We start from the raw sequence: 13,490 nt of genomic DNA, 5'->3' as shown, positions 1-13,490 counted from the left end.
TAGTATTATTTGTTAAGAGTTCCGGTTGATTTTAATAAAGTGTAGTAAGCAAGGCCTGCATCTGCTTTGGCCAGTTCCAGGTTTATTTCGGCCTGGTAAAGTAAGGTTTGCGCATCGGCACGGTCGGTAGCCGATGATATATTGCTCTTGTATTTCGATTCCAGTATCCTGTTATTTTCTGTAGCCTGGTTTATAGAAGTTTGCAGCAGGGTTATCTTATCCAGCGCCGTTTTGTAGTTCTGGTAGCTTTGGTTCACCTCGTTTTTGATACGGTCGCCGGTGATGCCTTTGTCTATGATGGTTTCCTGTTGTTGCAGACGTGCCTCGGTAAGCTTGTTTTTATTGGTCCAAAGGCTACCGAAGTTCCAGCCGAGGGTGAGCCCTACCGATATCGGCGTAATAAATTTGCCGCTTTTTGGTATAGGGTTGTCCGATAACCCCACGTAGTAAGCACTGCCCGCTGCCGACAGCGTAGGCGATGTATTGGCTTTGATACTTTTGATGTTTACATCAGCTACCTGGGTGCGCAGGTCCATCTGCTTCAGTTCGGCACGGTGTGCAAAGGCGCTATCTAAATAAGTAGTAAGCGGTGCTGCTGTGTTGGCAGCATCGTTTATCTGCGCAATGTTCAGCTCGGTAGTTTCGGGTAGGCCCAGCAACACATCCATGTTATAATTGATGATGCGGCGGTTGTTCTCCAGGTCTATTCCGTTCAGCTCAATATTCGAGCGTTGCAGCTGGAAACGCAGCACATCGTTTTTGGTAACCAAACCCTGATCAAAGAAGCGTTGGGCCTGTTTTATCTGCGCATCTATCGTAGCCAGGTTCTGTGTCACTACCTTTTTTGCCTGCAATACCTTATAAAGGTTATAGTAGGCGCTGATAACGTTGTAGGCGATCTCGTCGCGGTCGTTCACGGCATCAAGGCGTGCCACCTGGGTAAGCAAGTTGGTGCTTTCGCGGGCGTATTTTAGTTTGTTGCCGGCCCATATTACCTGGTTGAGCGATAGCGTACCTAAGTATGCATCCGCGTTAGAGGGCAGGTTTACCTTGTCTTCGCCAAGGGTAAGGCTATTAGCGGGTATTTCGGCGTGGTTGTAACCAAAGCTTGCCTTGCCGGTTGGCAGTGCCTGATCTTTAGCTTGCTCAAACTGCGATACCGCACGGTCGATTTTCGATTGCGATAGTTTAAGCGTTTTGCTGTTGTCCAATCCCAGCTTAACGGCTTCGTCAAGCGTGATGGTCCTGTCTTGTGCCGCTGCCGGGTTGGCAATAAGCAATGCCGTAAATATTACGGCGATGCTACCCGCGGCCTTAACAGTTCTTTTCAATAGGTGAGGTTTCAAGGGACTATTATTTATGGTTGTCATGTGAGTTTTGCAAATAAGCTTTCAAAAGGTTCTTCAGGTATTTTTTAAGGCGGGGTTTCAGCTTGTCTTCCTGCACCGCTCCGTCTAACACATCGTAGCCTAATACTACTGATGAAATGTTCGGCGTGTTGATGATATAGTTTTTTGTACCGAATAATGTTGCTACCAATAGTTCCTGGTCGGTATCCGGGTTAAACTCGCCACTTTTTACGCCACTGGCAATAATGCTCTGAAAAACCTTAACGTTTCTCAGCACAATAGCGGTTATCCTATCCGTAAGATCTGATTTCTTTGTTTTGGATATTTCGCGATGCAGCATAATGTGAAAACAATTGTTGTTCACCACTTTCTCTACATAGCTTTCTATGTACTTATCCAGCTTTTCCCAGGCCGATATGCTGGTGTCGTTACCAATTTCGGCCAGGACTTGTTGAAACATGGCTATACGGCGTTCAAAAATTGCCAGGAACACGCCTTCTTTAGAGCCGAAGTAATAATTAAGCATGGCCATGTTAACGCCGGCCTCGCCGGAGATAGCACGGGTTGATGCACCATCGTACCCAAATTCTGCAAAGATTTTTTCAGCGACATCAAGGATATGATCCTTTTTATCTGTCTTATCTTTTTCCATTTCTTTTGTTTTCACGATGCAAAATTAATCAATCGTTTGATTAATAAAAATTTGTTGTGTCAGTTTTGTGTAAGACATTAACCGGGATTAAGCGGATTTGCGCGATTTATTGGATTTTATCTGCCTCATGGCATTTGTCCATCCCAACGACGATAAACTACGGTTCGAAATCCGGATTACTAATTTACCTAACCAAAGGTCAAAATCCCCTAAATCGTACAAATCTGCTTAATCCCGGTTCGGTCACCCCCATATAATATTATTGCTACACCATCCGCCCAATAGGTGTTTATAATATATTTGTTCTTATGAAGCGTATTTTGCTGTTTACCATCGCCTTATTTATTGTCAATCAAAGCCTTAAAGCCCAAACCGCGCCGCCAAGCGATATCGGCACCATACAACAAAATTTCAAAAAACTGAATGTTTTGGGCAGCGTACTATACATAGCCGCCCACCCCGACGACGAGAACACCCGCCTGCTGGCCTACCTGGCGCAGGAGAAGCATTACCGCACGGGTTATCTTTCGCTTACCCGTGGCGATGGGGGGCAAAACCTGATTGGTACTGAGCAGGGTGAACTACTGGGACTTATACGCACACAAGAATTGCTGGCCGCTCGCAGGGTGGATGGCGCAGAGCAGTTCTTTAGCCGCGCTACCGACTTCGGTTTTTCTAAGAACCCCGAAGAAACCCTGAAATTTTGGGATAAGGATAAAATACTGGGTGATATGGTTTGGGTGATACGCAAATTCAGACCGGATGTGATGATATGCCGCTTCCCTACTACGGGTGAGGGTGGCCATGGCAACCACACGGCTTCGGCAATATTGGCGCAGGAAGCGTTCAGCGCAGCGGCCGATCCAAAACGCTACCCCGAGCAACTGAAACACGGCGTTACCCCATGGCAAGCCAAGCGTTTGCTTTGGAACACCTTCAACTTCGGCAATACCAACACTACATCCGAGGACCAGTTTAAGCTGAACGTTGGCGGCTACAATCCTATACTGGGCCAAAGTTATGGCGAGATTGCTGCCGAAAGCCGCAGCAACCACAAAACGCAGGGCTTCGGCTCGGCCAGGCAACGCGGTGACGTATTCGAGTATTTTAAGACTATTTTAGGTGATGCCCCAAAAACCGACCTGATGGATGGCGTAACTACCACCTGGGCACGCATCCCCGGCGGCGCGCCGATAGGCGAAGAGCTGGCTGCTATCCGAAAAAAATTTAATGATGATTCGCCGCAGGCTTCCGTACCCGCATTGATAAAACTGCTGGATAAGGTGGATTTAGATTTTGCGAAGGATAAAGCTATGCAAACCGTGAGGCTGAAAGCCGGAGCCGTGGATGATTATACCTATTGGCATCAGCAAAAAACAAATGAGTTGAAAGACTTGATTGCGGCTTGTGCTGGGTTGTGGTTTGAGGCATATACCGCCGAACCAACCTATGCACAAGATGACCAAATGGCTATCCGCACGCAGGTAATCAGCCGCAATGGCTTGAATATCGTATTGAACGGATTAGAACTTATCCAATCCATGGACAAAGCAAACAGCCCGGCAAGCGCGAATGGCAGCAGGCCCCTTACGCACTACGATTTGGCGGTTACCAATAAGGCAATTCCGGCCGGCGATTTGCAAACATTTAATAATACCTGCGTTACAGGCGGCGTTTCGCAGCCTTATTGGTTAGAGGAGCCGCACCCGATAGGCAGTTACTATATAGATGATGATAATAAAGTAGGTAACCCGGAAAACCCCGACGCACCTACGATGAAGTTTTCCTTCTCGATTGCAGGCAAGCCCATGACCTTCTACCGCACCTTGCAATACAAATACGTCGACCCCGCACGCGGCGAAATTTACCAGCCATTGGAAATTGCCCCGCCCGTTACTGCCAACATTACCGAAAAGGTTTACGTTTTCAACGGTCCGCTACCCCAAACCGTTCAGGTGAAATTGAAAAGCTTCACTAACGCCGATGGCAGCGTAAGCATAAAGCCCATCGCGGGCTGGAAAATAAGCCCCGAAAAAATAGACTTTACGGGCAAGAAAAAAGGCGACGAATGGACCGTAGCATTTACAGTTGTGCCAACGGATGGTAAATCAAACACCGCCAACCTGGATGTAATTACCACAGCAAACGGCAAAGCATTCAGTCAGGGTTTGCTCAATATCAAATACAACCACGTGCCGGCTATTACCATATTCCCGCCGGCGCAGGCCAAGCTGGTGAATATCGATTTGAAAATTGCAGGCAAACGCATCGGATACATTGGCGGTGCGGGCGATTTGGTGCCCGATGCGCTGCGCGAAGTAGGCTACGAGGTGCATCAACTTACCGAAAGCGAAATACTGAACGGCGACCTCAGCATTTATGATGCCATCGTAACCGGTGTGCGTGCCTACAACGTAAACCCACGCCTGGCATACGAGCAGCCAAAACTGATGGAATACGTAAAGAATGGCGGCAACCTGGTGGTGCAGTATAATAACAACAACGGTTTGGTTACTAAAGAAATCGGCCCCTACCCATTCAAGATCGTAAATGAACGCGTAACCGATGAAACCGCGCCGGTAACCATCCTTGATAAAAACAACGCTATCCTGAATTACCCTAACCAGATAAGCCAGGAGGATTTTAAAGGCTGGATACAGGAGCGCAGCGTATATATGCTCAACAACATCGACCCTAAATATAAAACTCCACTACAAATGGGCGACCCCGGCGAAGGCCAAAGCAACGGCGCTGTTGCCGTTACCGAATATGGTGACGGTAGATTCGTGTACACCTCGCTGGCGTTCTTCCGCCAGCTGCCTGCCGGCGTGCCGGGCGCGTACAGACTATTTATTAACTTGCTGAGCAAGCCAAAGAATACGATAGGGCAATAGCGTTTCAGTATTTGCGCCGGGAGGTTGCTCTCTGTCGTCACTTCGGGGGAGGCTAAAGCGCAGTGCTTCGCTCCGCCCAAATACTGCATAAATGCAAAATGGTATCAACTGCCTTCTGCATATCCTGTATGCTCACCCATTCCTGCTTGCCATGGAAAGCGTGTTCACCGGCAAAAATATTGGGTGTAGGCAGCCCCATAAATGATAAGCGCGAACCATCGGTACCGCCACGTATGCTGCAAAGTTTAGGTTCCATTCCGGCGCGGCGTATCGCTTCTAATCCGTAGTCTACAATCTGTGGGTGTTGCGCCAGCACGTTTTTCATGTTTCGGTACTGTGGTTTTACCTCCAGCGTATAGCTTGCGTTGGGGAAGTTTTTCAACACGTTGGCTGTAATCTGCCTGATGACGTTAGCATGGCTGGCCAACAAATCCTCCTCAAAATCGCGTATGATGAAATCTATGGTGGCGGTTTCTACATGCCCGGCCATATCTACCGGGTGCACAAAGCCCTGCATGCCCTCCGTTCCTTCGGGCGATAAATCATGGGGCAGCGCGGCGATGATCAGTCCTGCAATTTTAATGGCGCTTTCCATTTTCCCTTTGGCAAAACCCGGGTGCGAGCTTACGCCGTTAATAGTAAGCCTGGCACCATCTGCCGAAAAAGTTTCGTTCTCGAGGTTGCCGGCGCTCTCGCCATCTATGGTGTAACAGGCAAATGCACCTATCTTCTCTACATTAGCTTTATCCACACCACGGCCAATCTCCTCATCAGGCGTAAACAATATCTTTATCGTGCCATGCTTTATCTCAGGGTGATTTATCAACTGGTAGCAGGCATCCATTATCTCGGCAACGCCGGCCTTGTTATCGGCACCCAGCAGCGTAGTACCCGATGCCGTTATAATGTCATTGCCCAGTTGGTTCTTCAAATCGGGGTGTTCGGCCATCCGCAAAACCTGGGTGCTATCGTCGGGAAGCACGATATCAGCTCCGCTATAATTATGATGCACCAATGGTTTTACGCCGGTGCCGCTGCAATCGGGTGCGGTATCCATGTGCGAGCAAAAGCAAACTACCGGTACATCCGGCTTATCGGTATTGCTGGTGATGGTGGCGTAAACATAGCCATGCTCATCCAGGTGCGCATCGGCCAGGCCTATCTCCAGCAATTCGGCAACCAGCAACCGGCCCAGGTCTTTCTGCTTTTCGGTAGAGGGGCAGGTTGGCGATGCGGGGTCTGATTGGGTATCGATAGCAACGTAGCGCAAAAATCTTTCGGCCGTTGTATAACTTAGTGCTGTGTTAAAATCCATAGAAAGCCTATATTAGTAAAAATTTATTGTGCCTGCGCCAGGCTGCGCAATTTGTGAATAATCTTAACTCAATTAGTTTGAAAAAGTATATTTTATTTGTTGCTGTCGTATTTGCTTTTGGCAAGGCTTGGGCCCAGTCCGGCTACAATTATAATAGCTTCGGCATAGGTGCCGGTGCCGGCCTGGTACACCCCCTGGCCGATCTGAAAAAAGGGTTTAACAACCAGGCTTACCATGGCGATTTTACCTATTACTACAACCCATATATGCCTATCGTGCTGGAATTCCAGGTTGGCAAACTCAGGGGTGGGGGCAATACCGTAGCCGAGGACAAAGATACCCGCAAATTCGAGAACAAATATAAAGTGCTGATGCTGCACCTCAACTATCAGCTGGGCGATGCCATCGATTATTACCGTAGCGATTTCCTAAACATCGTCAAGAATTTTTATGCCGGCATAGGCGTGGGTGTTATTTTTAATAATGTAGCCACCAATCGCTACAGCCTTATCGACCCGAGCTACCGTTTTCCCGGCGCCGATAAAACGACCAACATGATCGTGCCACTGCGTTTTGGCTACGAGTTTAAGATATACGATTATTACGGCGTGCCTAAGTTTGCCATAGACCTGGGCTACCAGCACAACGTTACTTTTGGCGAGGGCTTGGATGGGTACGATGACCCTACCTCAAAATTCAAGAATAACGCGCTGGATCAGTACCGCCAGATTAGCATAGGCTTTAAATACAATTTTGGCCACCAAACCAGTTACGATAAATCTATCGGGGGGAATTGAGTTGAATATCGAAGAGCTGCGCGATTATTGCCTTGCTTTGCCTGCGGTTGAAGAAGGATTCCCCTTTGGAGAAGATACGCTGGTGTTTAAAGTTGCGGGCAAGATGTTCTTACTGATAGGCCTCGCCGATGGGCAGCACTTCAACGCCAAATGCGACCCGGAGCGCGCGATAGAGCTGAGGGAACAATACGCCGAAGTACAGCCCGGCTACCACATGAGCAAAGTGCATTGGAACACCGTTTTTATGGGCGGCTCGCTTACGCGCAAGCAGCTGTTAGAGTTGATAGATCATTCGTACGATCTGGTGCTGAAAAGCCTCCCCAAAAAGTTACAGGCCGAAATAGCCGCTAACCAATAATTGCCGCAACATGCGCCTTATATTTGCCGCAACATGATGAAGAAAATACCGGCCCTGCTGCTTTGCCTATTTCTTTTTACGCAGGCAAACGCCCAGCTCACCCCTTTTGAACTAAGCAAGGATAAAAACTACTCGGCTACGCATGCCGAAGCTATTGCTTATTACCAAAAACTGGCGAAGCTATATCCGCAGATGCGCATGATTGATTATGGGATGACGGATGTGGGCAAGCCATTAACACTGATAGTGCTATCGAAGGATAGAGTATTCAACCCTGCACTCATCAAAAAACAGGGCAAACGCGTGCTGCTGATCAACAACGGCATACACCCCGGCGAGCCCGAAGGCATCGATGCCAGCATGATGCTTACGCGCGATCTCCTTAAAGGCAACAAGCTGCCCAAAGATGTGGTGATATGCATTATAGCGGTATATAATATTGATGGCAACATGAACCGTGGCCACTCGCGCGCCAACCAGAACGGGCCCGATGCTTATGGTTTCCGTGGCAACTACCGTAACCTGGACCTTAATCGAGATTTTATCAAAGCCGATAGCCGCAACGCCCTCGCCTTTACGCAGATACTCAATACCTGGCAGCCCGAAGTACTGCTGGATAACCACGTAAGCGATGGTGCCGACTACCAGTACGTAATGACGCTGATAGAAACACAAAAAGACAAGCAAAACCCTTTACTAGCCGATTATACCGCCAAAGTTATGACCGCCGACTTATACAAGGGTATGAAGAAAAGCGGTTTTGAGATGATCCCCTACGGCGCAGGCGAAAGCGGCCTGCCGGATAGCGGTATTGTAAGTTTTATGGAAACGCCAAGGTTTTCTACTGGTTTTGCCGCCCAGCACAATATGATCAGCTATATGACGGAGACGCATATGCTGAAACCCTTCGACAAACGCCTGTATGCCACCTACAACTTTATGGAGCAGCTGATAGCCATTTGCCAGCGCGATGCCAAAACCATAGGCGAGTTGCGCAAAAAGATTGACGCCCAGGTAAGCAAGCAAAAATCTTTCTCTCTGGCCTGGGCCCTGGACCAAAGCAAGGTAGATACCATTACCTTTAAAGGCTACCAGGCGGCATATAAACCCAGCGAAGTAAGCGGCCTTCCCCGTTTGTATTACGACCGCAACAAGCCCTACACCAAAACCATCAAATTCTTCAACACTTACAAGGCTACCGTAACAGTAGATAAACCCGTTGCCTACGTTATACCGCAGGCCTGGGGCAAGGTAATAGACCTGTTTAAATTGAACCGGGTGGCGATGAAGCGGCTGACGCACGATACCACGCTGAACTTGCAGATGTATTACATTGCCGATTACAAAACCGGCACACGGCCTTACGAGGGGCATTATATCCATACCGGCGTAAAGCTTACCCCGGTAGATAGCAAAATTAAATTTTACGCCGGCGATTACGTGGTATATGCAAACCAGCCCATCAACCGTTACATAGTAGAAACGCTGGAGCCGCAGGGCGTAGATTCGTTCTTCGCCTGGAACTTCTTCGATTCGGTGTTGGGGCAGAAGGAATACTTCTCTGATTATGTTTTTGAGGATATTGCGGCCGCGCTGCTAAAAACCGACCCTGAATTGCGCAAGAAGTTGGATGAGGAAAAAGCAAAAGACCCCAAACTGGCCGGCAACGCCGATGCACAGCTTAATTTCGTTTACCGCAATTCGCCCTATTTCGAAAAGACTTACCTGCGCTACCCCGTAGGCAGGTTACTAACTGATACTAAACTCGACCTGAAATGATGGAATACCTTACGATGGCCCCCGTGGCATCGGTAATTTTTGTACTAACGCTGGCCACATCGCTATGGGCATTTTCCGACCCTAATATCTACGCCAAATTTATCCTCAACCCCTACGAAGTATCGCGCGGGCACCGGGTTTTCACCATCATCACCAGCGGCTTGATACACGCGGACTGGAACCACCTGCTTTTCAACATGTTATCCTTCTACTTCTTTGCTTTTCAGCTGGAAGCGATGCTGGGGCACTGGCAGTTTGGCGTGCTGTATTTCGTGAGCATGATCCTGGCCGATTTGCCATCCATCCAAAAACATAAGGACGACTCGTGGTATAACAGCCTGGGCGCTTCGGGTGCTATCAGCGCGGCGCTCTTCAGCTTTATTTTATTTCATCCAAAGGCAGATTTGAATTTGCTGTTTATCCCCATCCCGATAAAGGCATACATTTTTGGCGCTTTGTACCTGGTTTATTGCCATTTTGCAGCAAAGCACGCCCGCGATAACATCAACCACGATGCGCACTTATTTGGCGCGCTGAGCGGTATCCTGATTACCATTATCCTCCACCATACCATCATCAGCGAATTCGTTAACCAGTTTTAGGGGGGTATTTTTTCCAGTTTTTGTTTTATAGAAAATTGAAAAAATGTTTAGGATTGCGCCGACATCCAGGAGCGTCGACATCCCATATTTTTATTTTTGAAGCCCCTTAATTTTTACAAAAACCCTTAAAAAACCTGTGTTTTTCGGAGTTTTTTGGTGTTTTTCGAAGAAAATCATAATGCCCTTAGTTGAGCGGAGCGTCTATTTTTACGCAATTGAAGGCCTGGAATCGCAAAAAAATTTCCAGCTTTTTCCAATAAATCATACCTTTTCACGCATGGTTTTCCAGGAAATTCCAGCTTTGGAAATGGCACGGGCCTCTGCTTTAAGGGTGCAGCGTAATGTCCGAAGCCGGGATGCGCTCACCATCGGCATCGAACAAAAAGCTGATGGGCTGGTTGGGGTTTTTGATGATTTCCAGAAGCAAAAAGCCCCAGTTCTTCCAGAAGCTTTCCAGCACTTGTCCGTAAGTTTTGTTGGTCCAGTCGTCGAATAGCGGTTTACTGCTGATGCCGCGCAGGGGCATAGCCTCCACGAAAATATCTTCTCCAACCGGCATCACCTCATACTCGGGCAGGCGGTTGAACAGGTAATTAGAATAAAACACCCTCGCCGAAAACTCTTCGAATTGGATGGGGTGCAGCGTATCGTTTTTCAGTTGCTCATAAAGCTCGCGGTGGTAGCTGCCGTTGGCGCCGTTATCCTGCAGGCACATCACCAGTCCAAAATCGCCTACGCGCAGGGCAAAGGTTTGAGTGTTTATCTCGTCACGATAGCCAAACTCTTCGGCATGATTATCCACCTTAAACAAAAACAGGCTGTAGGGCTTAAAACCATCAAAAGTTATGGGCAGGTTGATGCTCTGCAGCATCAGGTGCAGGTGGCTGAATTTATGGATGATGGATTGCGAGATGTTGAACTCTTCGCCCTGTGCATGCTGAAGCTTTATGCCGGCCTGCAATTCGTTAAAAACAATACCGTACAAAAGTTTGCATACCCATTGGAAAAGCCTCAGTTCGTCCAAAGCTTTTACCCCCTCGTAGCCGAGGGCAAATGCGGCGGCAATCTCCGCTTCCAACGGCTCCAGGTAGTTTTCATTTACGGCCGCAGAGCAGGGGATCTTCAGATCCTTATAGGTAGCAATGCTTTCGTCGAGCAGCTTAAAGGGCTTATCCTCCAGGCTATAACGGCTCATCAGCCATTGCGGAAACACCTGTATCTTTTCTTCGGCGCTGCTTAAGGTATCCCCCGTTAAAAAACATTTGGTGTTGCTGAAATTGAAGGTGCTGAAGGGGTGGTAAATTTGTGCCGCCATGGCGGCAAAGATAAGCAGGTTTCAGACTTATTATTTTAGCTTTGGGTTTTATGTAGTAAAAATGACTTTATCCCTCTTAAGCCTCTCGCAAAACGAGCACGAGATTTACAAGCGGACACAATATCGTTTAAACGGCAATTCATCCACCAAAGATGAGTGGCAGGACGATATGTTAATATTGGATAATTATAAGGCCATCCATAGCGAATACCTCCGCATTTTCCATGAAGCAGAGGATGAAGCCACAAGGCTCGAAGCAATCAAAAGGTTGGTTTATCTGAATTGGGAATCGATAGTAGAACCTGACTGGCTCACAGGGATAGACGATTTGGACGAAGACGTTATTTTTGAATCGTACAAAATTCTGAACGACTATATGAAACAGGGCAAGTTCGATGCAGAGTTTGCCTGGATGCTAAGCCATTACGCCGTTTGGGATTACGCCATCCTGCAATTCGTTGAACATAAACTCCCCGAGTTGACACAATTCGTACAAACTATAGATATTTCTAAAAAGAAGTTCCCCGCCGTGCAGCCCGCAGGCACATTCCATAACCGCGGCCAAATGGGCATTTACTGGGAACTGATGATAAAACCCGACGCTTAACCATCATGAAGCTTACTTACCAGCCCTTCGAGCTACAGCTAAAACACACTTTTACCATCGCCAAATTCTCGCGCACCTCTACACCGGTTATGCTGCTGCAGGTTGCGCACGAGGGTCACACCGGCTACGGCGAGGCCTCTATGGTGCCCTATATGGGCGAGAGCTACGAAACCGCTAAGGAATTTTTAGCTAAGGTTGATGCCGCAGAATTTAAATATCCGTTCGATTATAGCGCGATTACCGCCTACCTGGACAGCCTCGCGCCGGGTAACCCCGCCATAAAAGCGGGCATTGATATTGCCCTGCACGATCTGGATGGCAAGCTGCAAGGCAAGCCCTGCTGGGAGCTGCTGGGCACTGATCCGGCCAAGATGCCCATCACCAGTTTTACCATCGGGATAGATACCAAAGAGGTCATCATCCAAAAACTGAAGGAGGCCGCCGATTTCAAGATCATCAAAGTAAAGCTGGGGCGCGATAACGATAAGGAGATCATCCAAACCATACGCTCGGTAACCAACGTACCGCTCTTTGTAGATGCCAACCAGGGCTGGACCGACCGCAAGCAAAGCCTCGACCTGGTTTACTGGCTAAAAGAACAGGGCGTGGTTTTGATAGAACAACCGATGCTGAAAACCGACGTGGATAGCAACGCCTGGCTTACCGAGCATAGTCCGCTCCCGCTTATTGGCGATGAAGCCGTGCAACGCCTGCCCGATGTAGAGAAAGCCAATGGCGTTTACCATGGCATTAATATCAAACTAATGAAATCTGCCGGGATGCACGAAGCCAAGCTGATGCTGGATAAAGCCCGCGAACTTGGCCTGAAGGTAATGATAGGCTGCATGACCGAAACCAGCTGCGCCACCCTCGCCGCCGCCGCCCTTGCCCCACAATGCGATTTCGCAGATTTGGATGGGCCGTTCCTCACGAGTAATAATCCCTACAAACTGCCGGAGTTTATTGATGGGAAGTGGATGTTGAGCGATATGCCGGGGTTGGGGATAGAGGGATGAGAACCTAATTACAAACGACTTTTAACTCGAGCTACTTTATCGAAATAAATATTGGCACTATCTATATCTGTAGATTTTATTCCTGTCATGACGTCGTCAGTGATAAAAAAAGAGTTTGTGATTAAATGCGCTTTATTGCTTTTTCCGTAACTATACCAAGCATAGGCTTTAATAAATACTGAGTCCTGTTTTATCGCATTAACGGGTATCCCCCAATAAGGTAAAATTGCTTTGTTTCCTCCAGGTACTACACGGAATTTTTCGCCAGTGCCAGGGTCTATATGAAAATGCCCATATTTTCGAGATATTAAATCTACTCGAAATTTAATATCTCTGATAACACCCTCATTAAGCACGGCTATCGAAATAATTATATCATAAGTGTGTTCAGATTTGCGGTTAATCGGTTTAAATTCTGGACTTCCCGGAACTATTGCCACCATAGGTTTGACAACCGGAAACTCGTTTTTTTGAAAGACTTTGACGGTATCTTTTTCTTTTTTTATAATATTTATAGGGATAATACGAGAAAAACTCGGAACATCTGTTGTGGGTTCTTTTTTATTTGACTCTATAATAAAATTTATTATTCCTGCAATTATGACTAGTGTAAGAATCATTAAATACTTGAATTTTTTCCACCCTTTAAAGGATCGCTCAGCGGGCTTTGGTATCTGACTGACACCAATTAAAACAGCTATTATAATTCCCCAAGCGGCAAGCGTCATAATTAATGCTAATATAGTTAACAAAAATCATTTTTTGTTTTCATGGGATTACCAGTTGTCTTCATTTTAGCTTAATTA

12 protein-coding genes are annotated in these 13,490 nt (G+C 47.5%); 7 read left to right on the top strand and 5 right to left on the bottom strand.

The features are described 5' to 3' along the window. Positions 1-5: 5 nt before the first annotated feature. Complete coding sequence (locus tag AC1DXC_RS04525) at positions 6-1,331, bottom strand: TolC family protein (RefSeq protein ID WP_477457946.1); 1,326 nt, start codon at positions 1,329-1,331, stop codon at positions 6-8. 22 nt (positions 1,332-1,353) lie between these two features. Continuing rightward, positions 1,354-2,016 carry a TetR/AcrR family transcriptional regulator gene (locus AC1DXC_RS04520; protein ID WP_477457945.1) on the bottom strand — a complete coding sequence of 221 codons (663 nt, stop codon included), beginning with the start codon at positions 2,014-2,016 and terminating at the stop codon, positions 1,354-1,356. 293 nt (positions 2,017-2,309) lie between these two features. On the opposite strand from AC1DXC_RS04520, the gene AC1DXC_RS04515 reads away from it, so the two are divergent. Beyond that, a complete protein-coding gene (locus tag AC1DXC_RS04515; RefSeq protein ID WP_477457944.1) occupies positions 2,310-4,895 on the top strand; it encodes a PIG-L family deacetylase in 2,586 nt (861 codons plus the stop codon). Positions 4,896-4,947: 52 nt separating this feature from the next. Here AC1DXC_RS04515 and pepT read toward each other — a convergent pair whose 3' ends face one another. Then, positions 4,948-6,210 (bottom strand): peptidase T, encoded by a 1,263-nt coding sequence (gene pepT, locus AC1DXC_RS04510; protein ID WP_477457943.1) that lies wholly within the window; start codon positions 6,208-6,210, stop codon positions 4,948-4,950. Between the two features lie 77 nt (positions 6,211-6,287). On the opposite strand from pepT, the gene AC1DXC_RS04505 reads away from it, so the two are divergent. Genes AC1DXC_RS04505 through AC1DXC_RS04490 form a run of 4 tightly spaced genes read left to right on the top strand, consistent with a single transcriptional unit; the run spans position 6,288 to position 9,746 of the window. Next, a complete protein-coding gene (locus AC1DXC_RS04505; RefSeq protein WP_477457942.1) occupies positions 6,288-7,007 on the top strand; it encodes a hypothetical protein in 720 nt (239 codons plus the stop codon). Continuing rightward, a complete protein-coding gene (locus tag AC1DXC_RS04500; protein WP_477457941.1) occupies positions 6,964-7,365 on the top strand; it encodes an MmcQ/YjbR family DNA-binding protein in 402 nt (133 codons plus the stop codon). The genes AC1DXC_RS04505 and AC1DXC_RS04500 overlap by 44 nt, the downstream gene beginning before the upstream one ends. A 33-nt stretch (positions 7,366-7,398) precedes the next feature. After that, complete coding sequence (locus AC1DXC_RS04495) at positions 7,399-9,144, top strand: M14 family zinc carboxypeptidase (RefSeq protein WP_477457940.1); 1,746 nt, start codon at positions 7,399-7,401, stop codon at positions 9,142-9,144. After that, the gene (locus AC1DXC_RS04490; RefSeq protein ID WP_477457939.1) at positions 9,141-9,746 is read left to right on the top strand and encodes a rhomboid family intramembrane serine protease; all 606 of its coding nucleotides are present in this window, start codon (positions 9,141-9,143) and stop codon (positions 9,744-9,746) included. Before AC1DXC_RS04495 ends, AC1DXC_RS04490 begins: the two co-directional genes overlap by 4 nt. A 325-nt stretch (positions 9,747-10,071) precedes the next feature. Here the strand turns inward: AC1DXC_RS04490 and AC1DXC_RS04485 are convergent, their stop codons facing one another. After that, positions 10,072-11,061 carry a hypothetical protein gene (locus AC1DXC_RS04485; protein ID WP_477457938.1) on the bottom strand — a complete coding sequence of 330 codons (990 nt, stop codon included), beginning with the start codon at positions 11,059-11,061 and terminating at the stop codon, positions 10,072-10,074. Between the two features lie 61 nt (positions 11,062-11,122). Between AC1DXC_RS04485 and AC1DXC_RS04480 the strand changes: the two genes are divergently transcribed. Beyond that, entirely contained in the window at positions 11,123-11,668 is a 546-nt protein-coding gene (locus AC1DXC_RS04480) for a hypothetical protein (protein ID WP_477457937.1), read from the top strand. A 5-nt stretch (positions 11,669-11,673) separates the two neighbouring features. Then, entirely contained in the window at positions 11,674-12,684 is a 1,011-nt protein-coding gene (locus tag AC1DXC_RS04475) for a dipeptide epimerase (RefSeq protein WP_477457936.1), read from the top strand. An 8-nt stretch (positions 12,685-12,692) separates the two neighbouring features. On the opposite strand, the gene AC1DXC_RS04470 is transcribed toward AC1DXC_RS04475, so the two are convergent. Continuing rightward, entirely contained in the window at positions 12,693-13,436 is a 744-nt protein-coding gene (locus AC1DXC_RS04470; RefSeq protein ID WP_477457935.1) for a hypothetical protein, read from the bottom strand. Positions 13,437-13,490 lie beyond the last annotated feature (54 nt).

The sequence above is a fragment of the Mucilaginibacter sp. P2_D11 genome (genome assembly GCF_056404435.1).
Note: the sequence above shows the minus strand (reverse complement) of the source record. Positions and strands in the feature narration are given on the sequence as shown.

Bases quoted from the DNA above. Each gene is read 5' to 3' on its own strand.
- AC1DXC_RS04495 (WP_477457940.1), top strand. From the start codon at position 7,399: ATGATGAAGAAAATACCGGCCCTGCTGCTTTGCCTATTTCTTTTTACG.
- pepT (WP_477457943.1), bottom strand. From the start codon at position 6,210: ATGGATTTTAACACAGCACTAAGTTATACAACGGCCGAAAGATTTTTG.
- AC1DXC_RS04480 (WP_477457937.1), top strand. From the start codon at position 11,123: ATGACTTTATCCCTCTTAAGCCTCTCGCAAAACGAGCACGAGATTTAC.
- AC1DXC_RS04515 (WP_477457944.1), top strand. From the start codon at position 2,310: ATGAAGCGTATTTTGCTGTTTACCATCGCCTTATTTATTGTCAATCAA.
- AC1DXC_RS04485 (WP_477457938.1), bottom strand. From the start codon at position 11,061: ATGGCGGCACAAATTTACCACCCCTTCAGCACCTTCAATTTCAGCAAC.
- AC1DXC_RS04490 (WP_477457939.1), top strand. From the start codon at position 9,141: ATGATGGAATACCTTACGATGGCCCCCGTGGCATCGGTAATTTTTGTA.
- AC1DXC_RS04475 (WP_477457936.1), top strand. From the start codon at position 11,674: ATGAAGCTTACTTACCAGCCCTTCGAGCTACAGCTAAAACACACTTTT.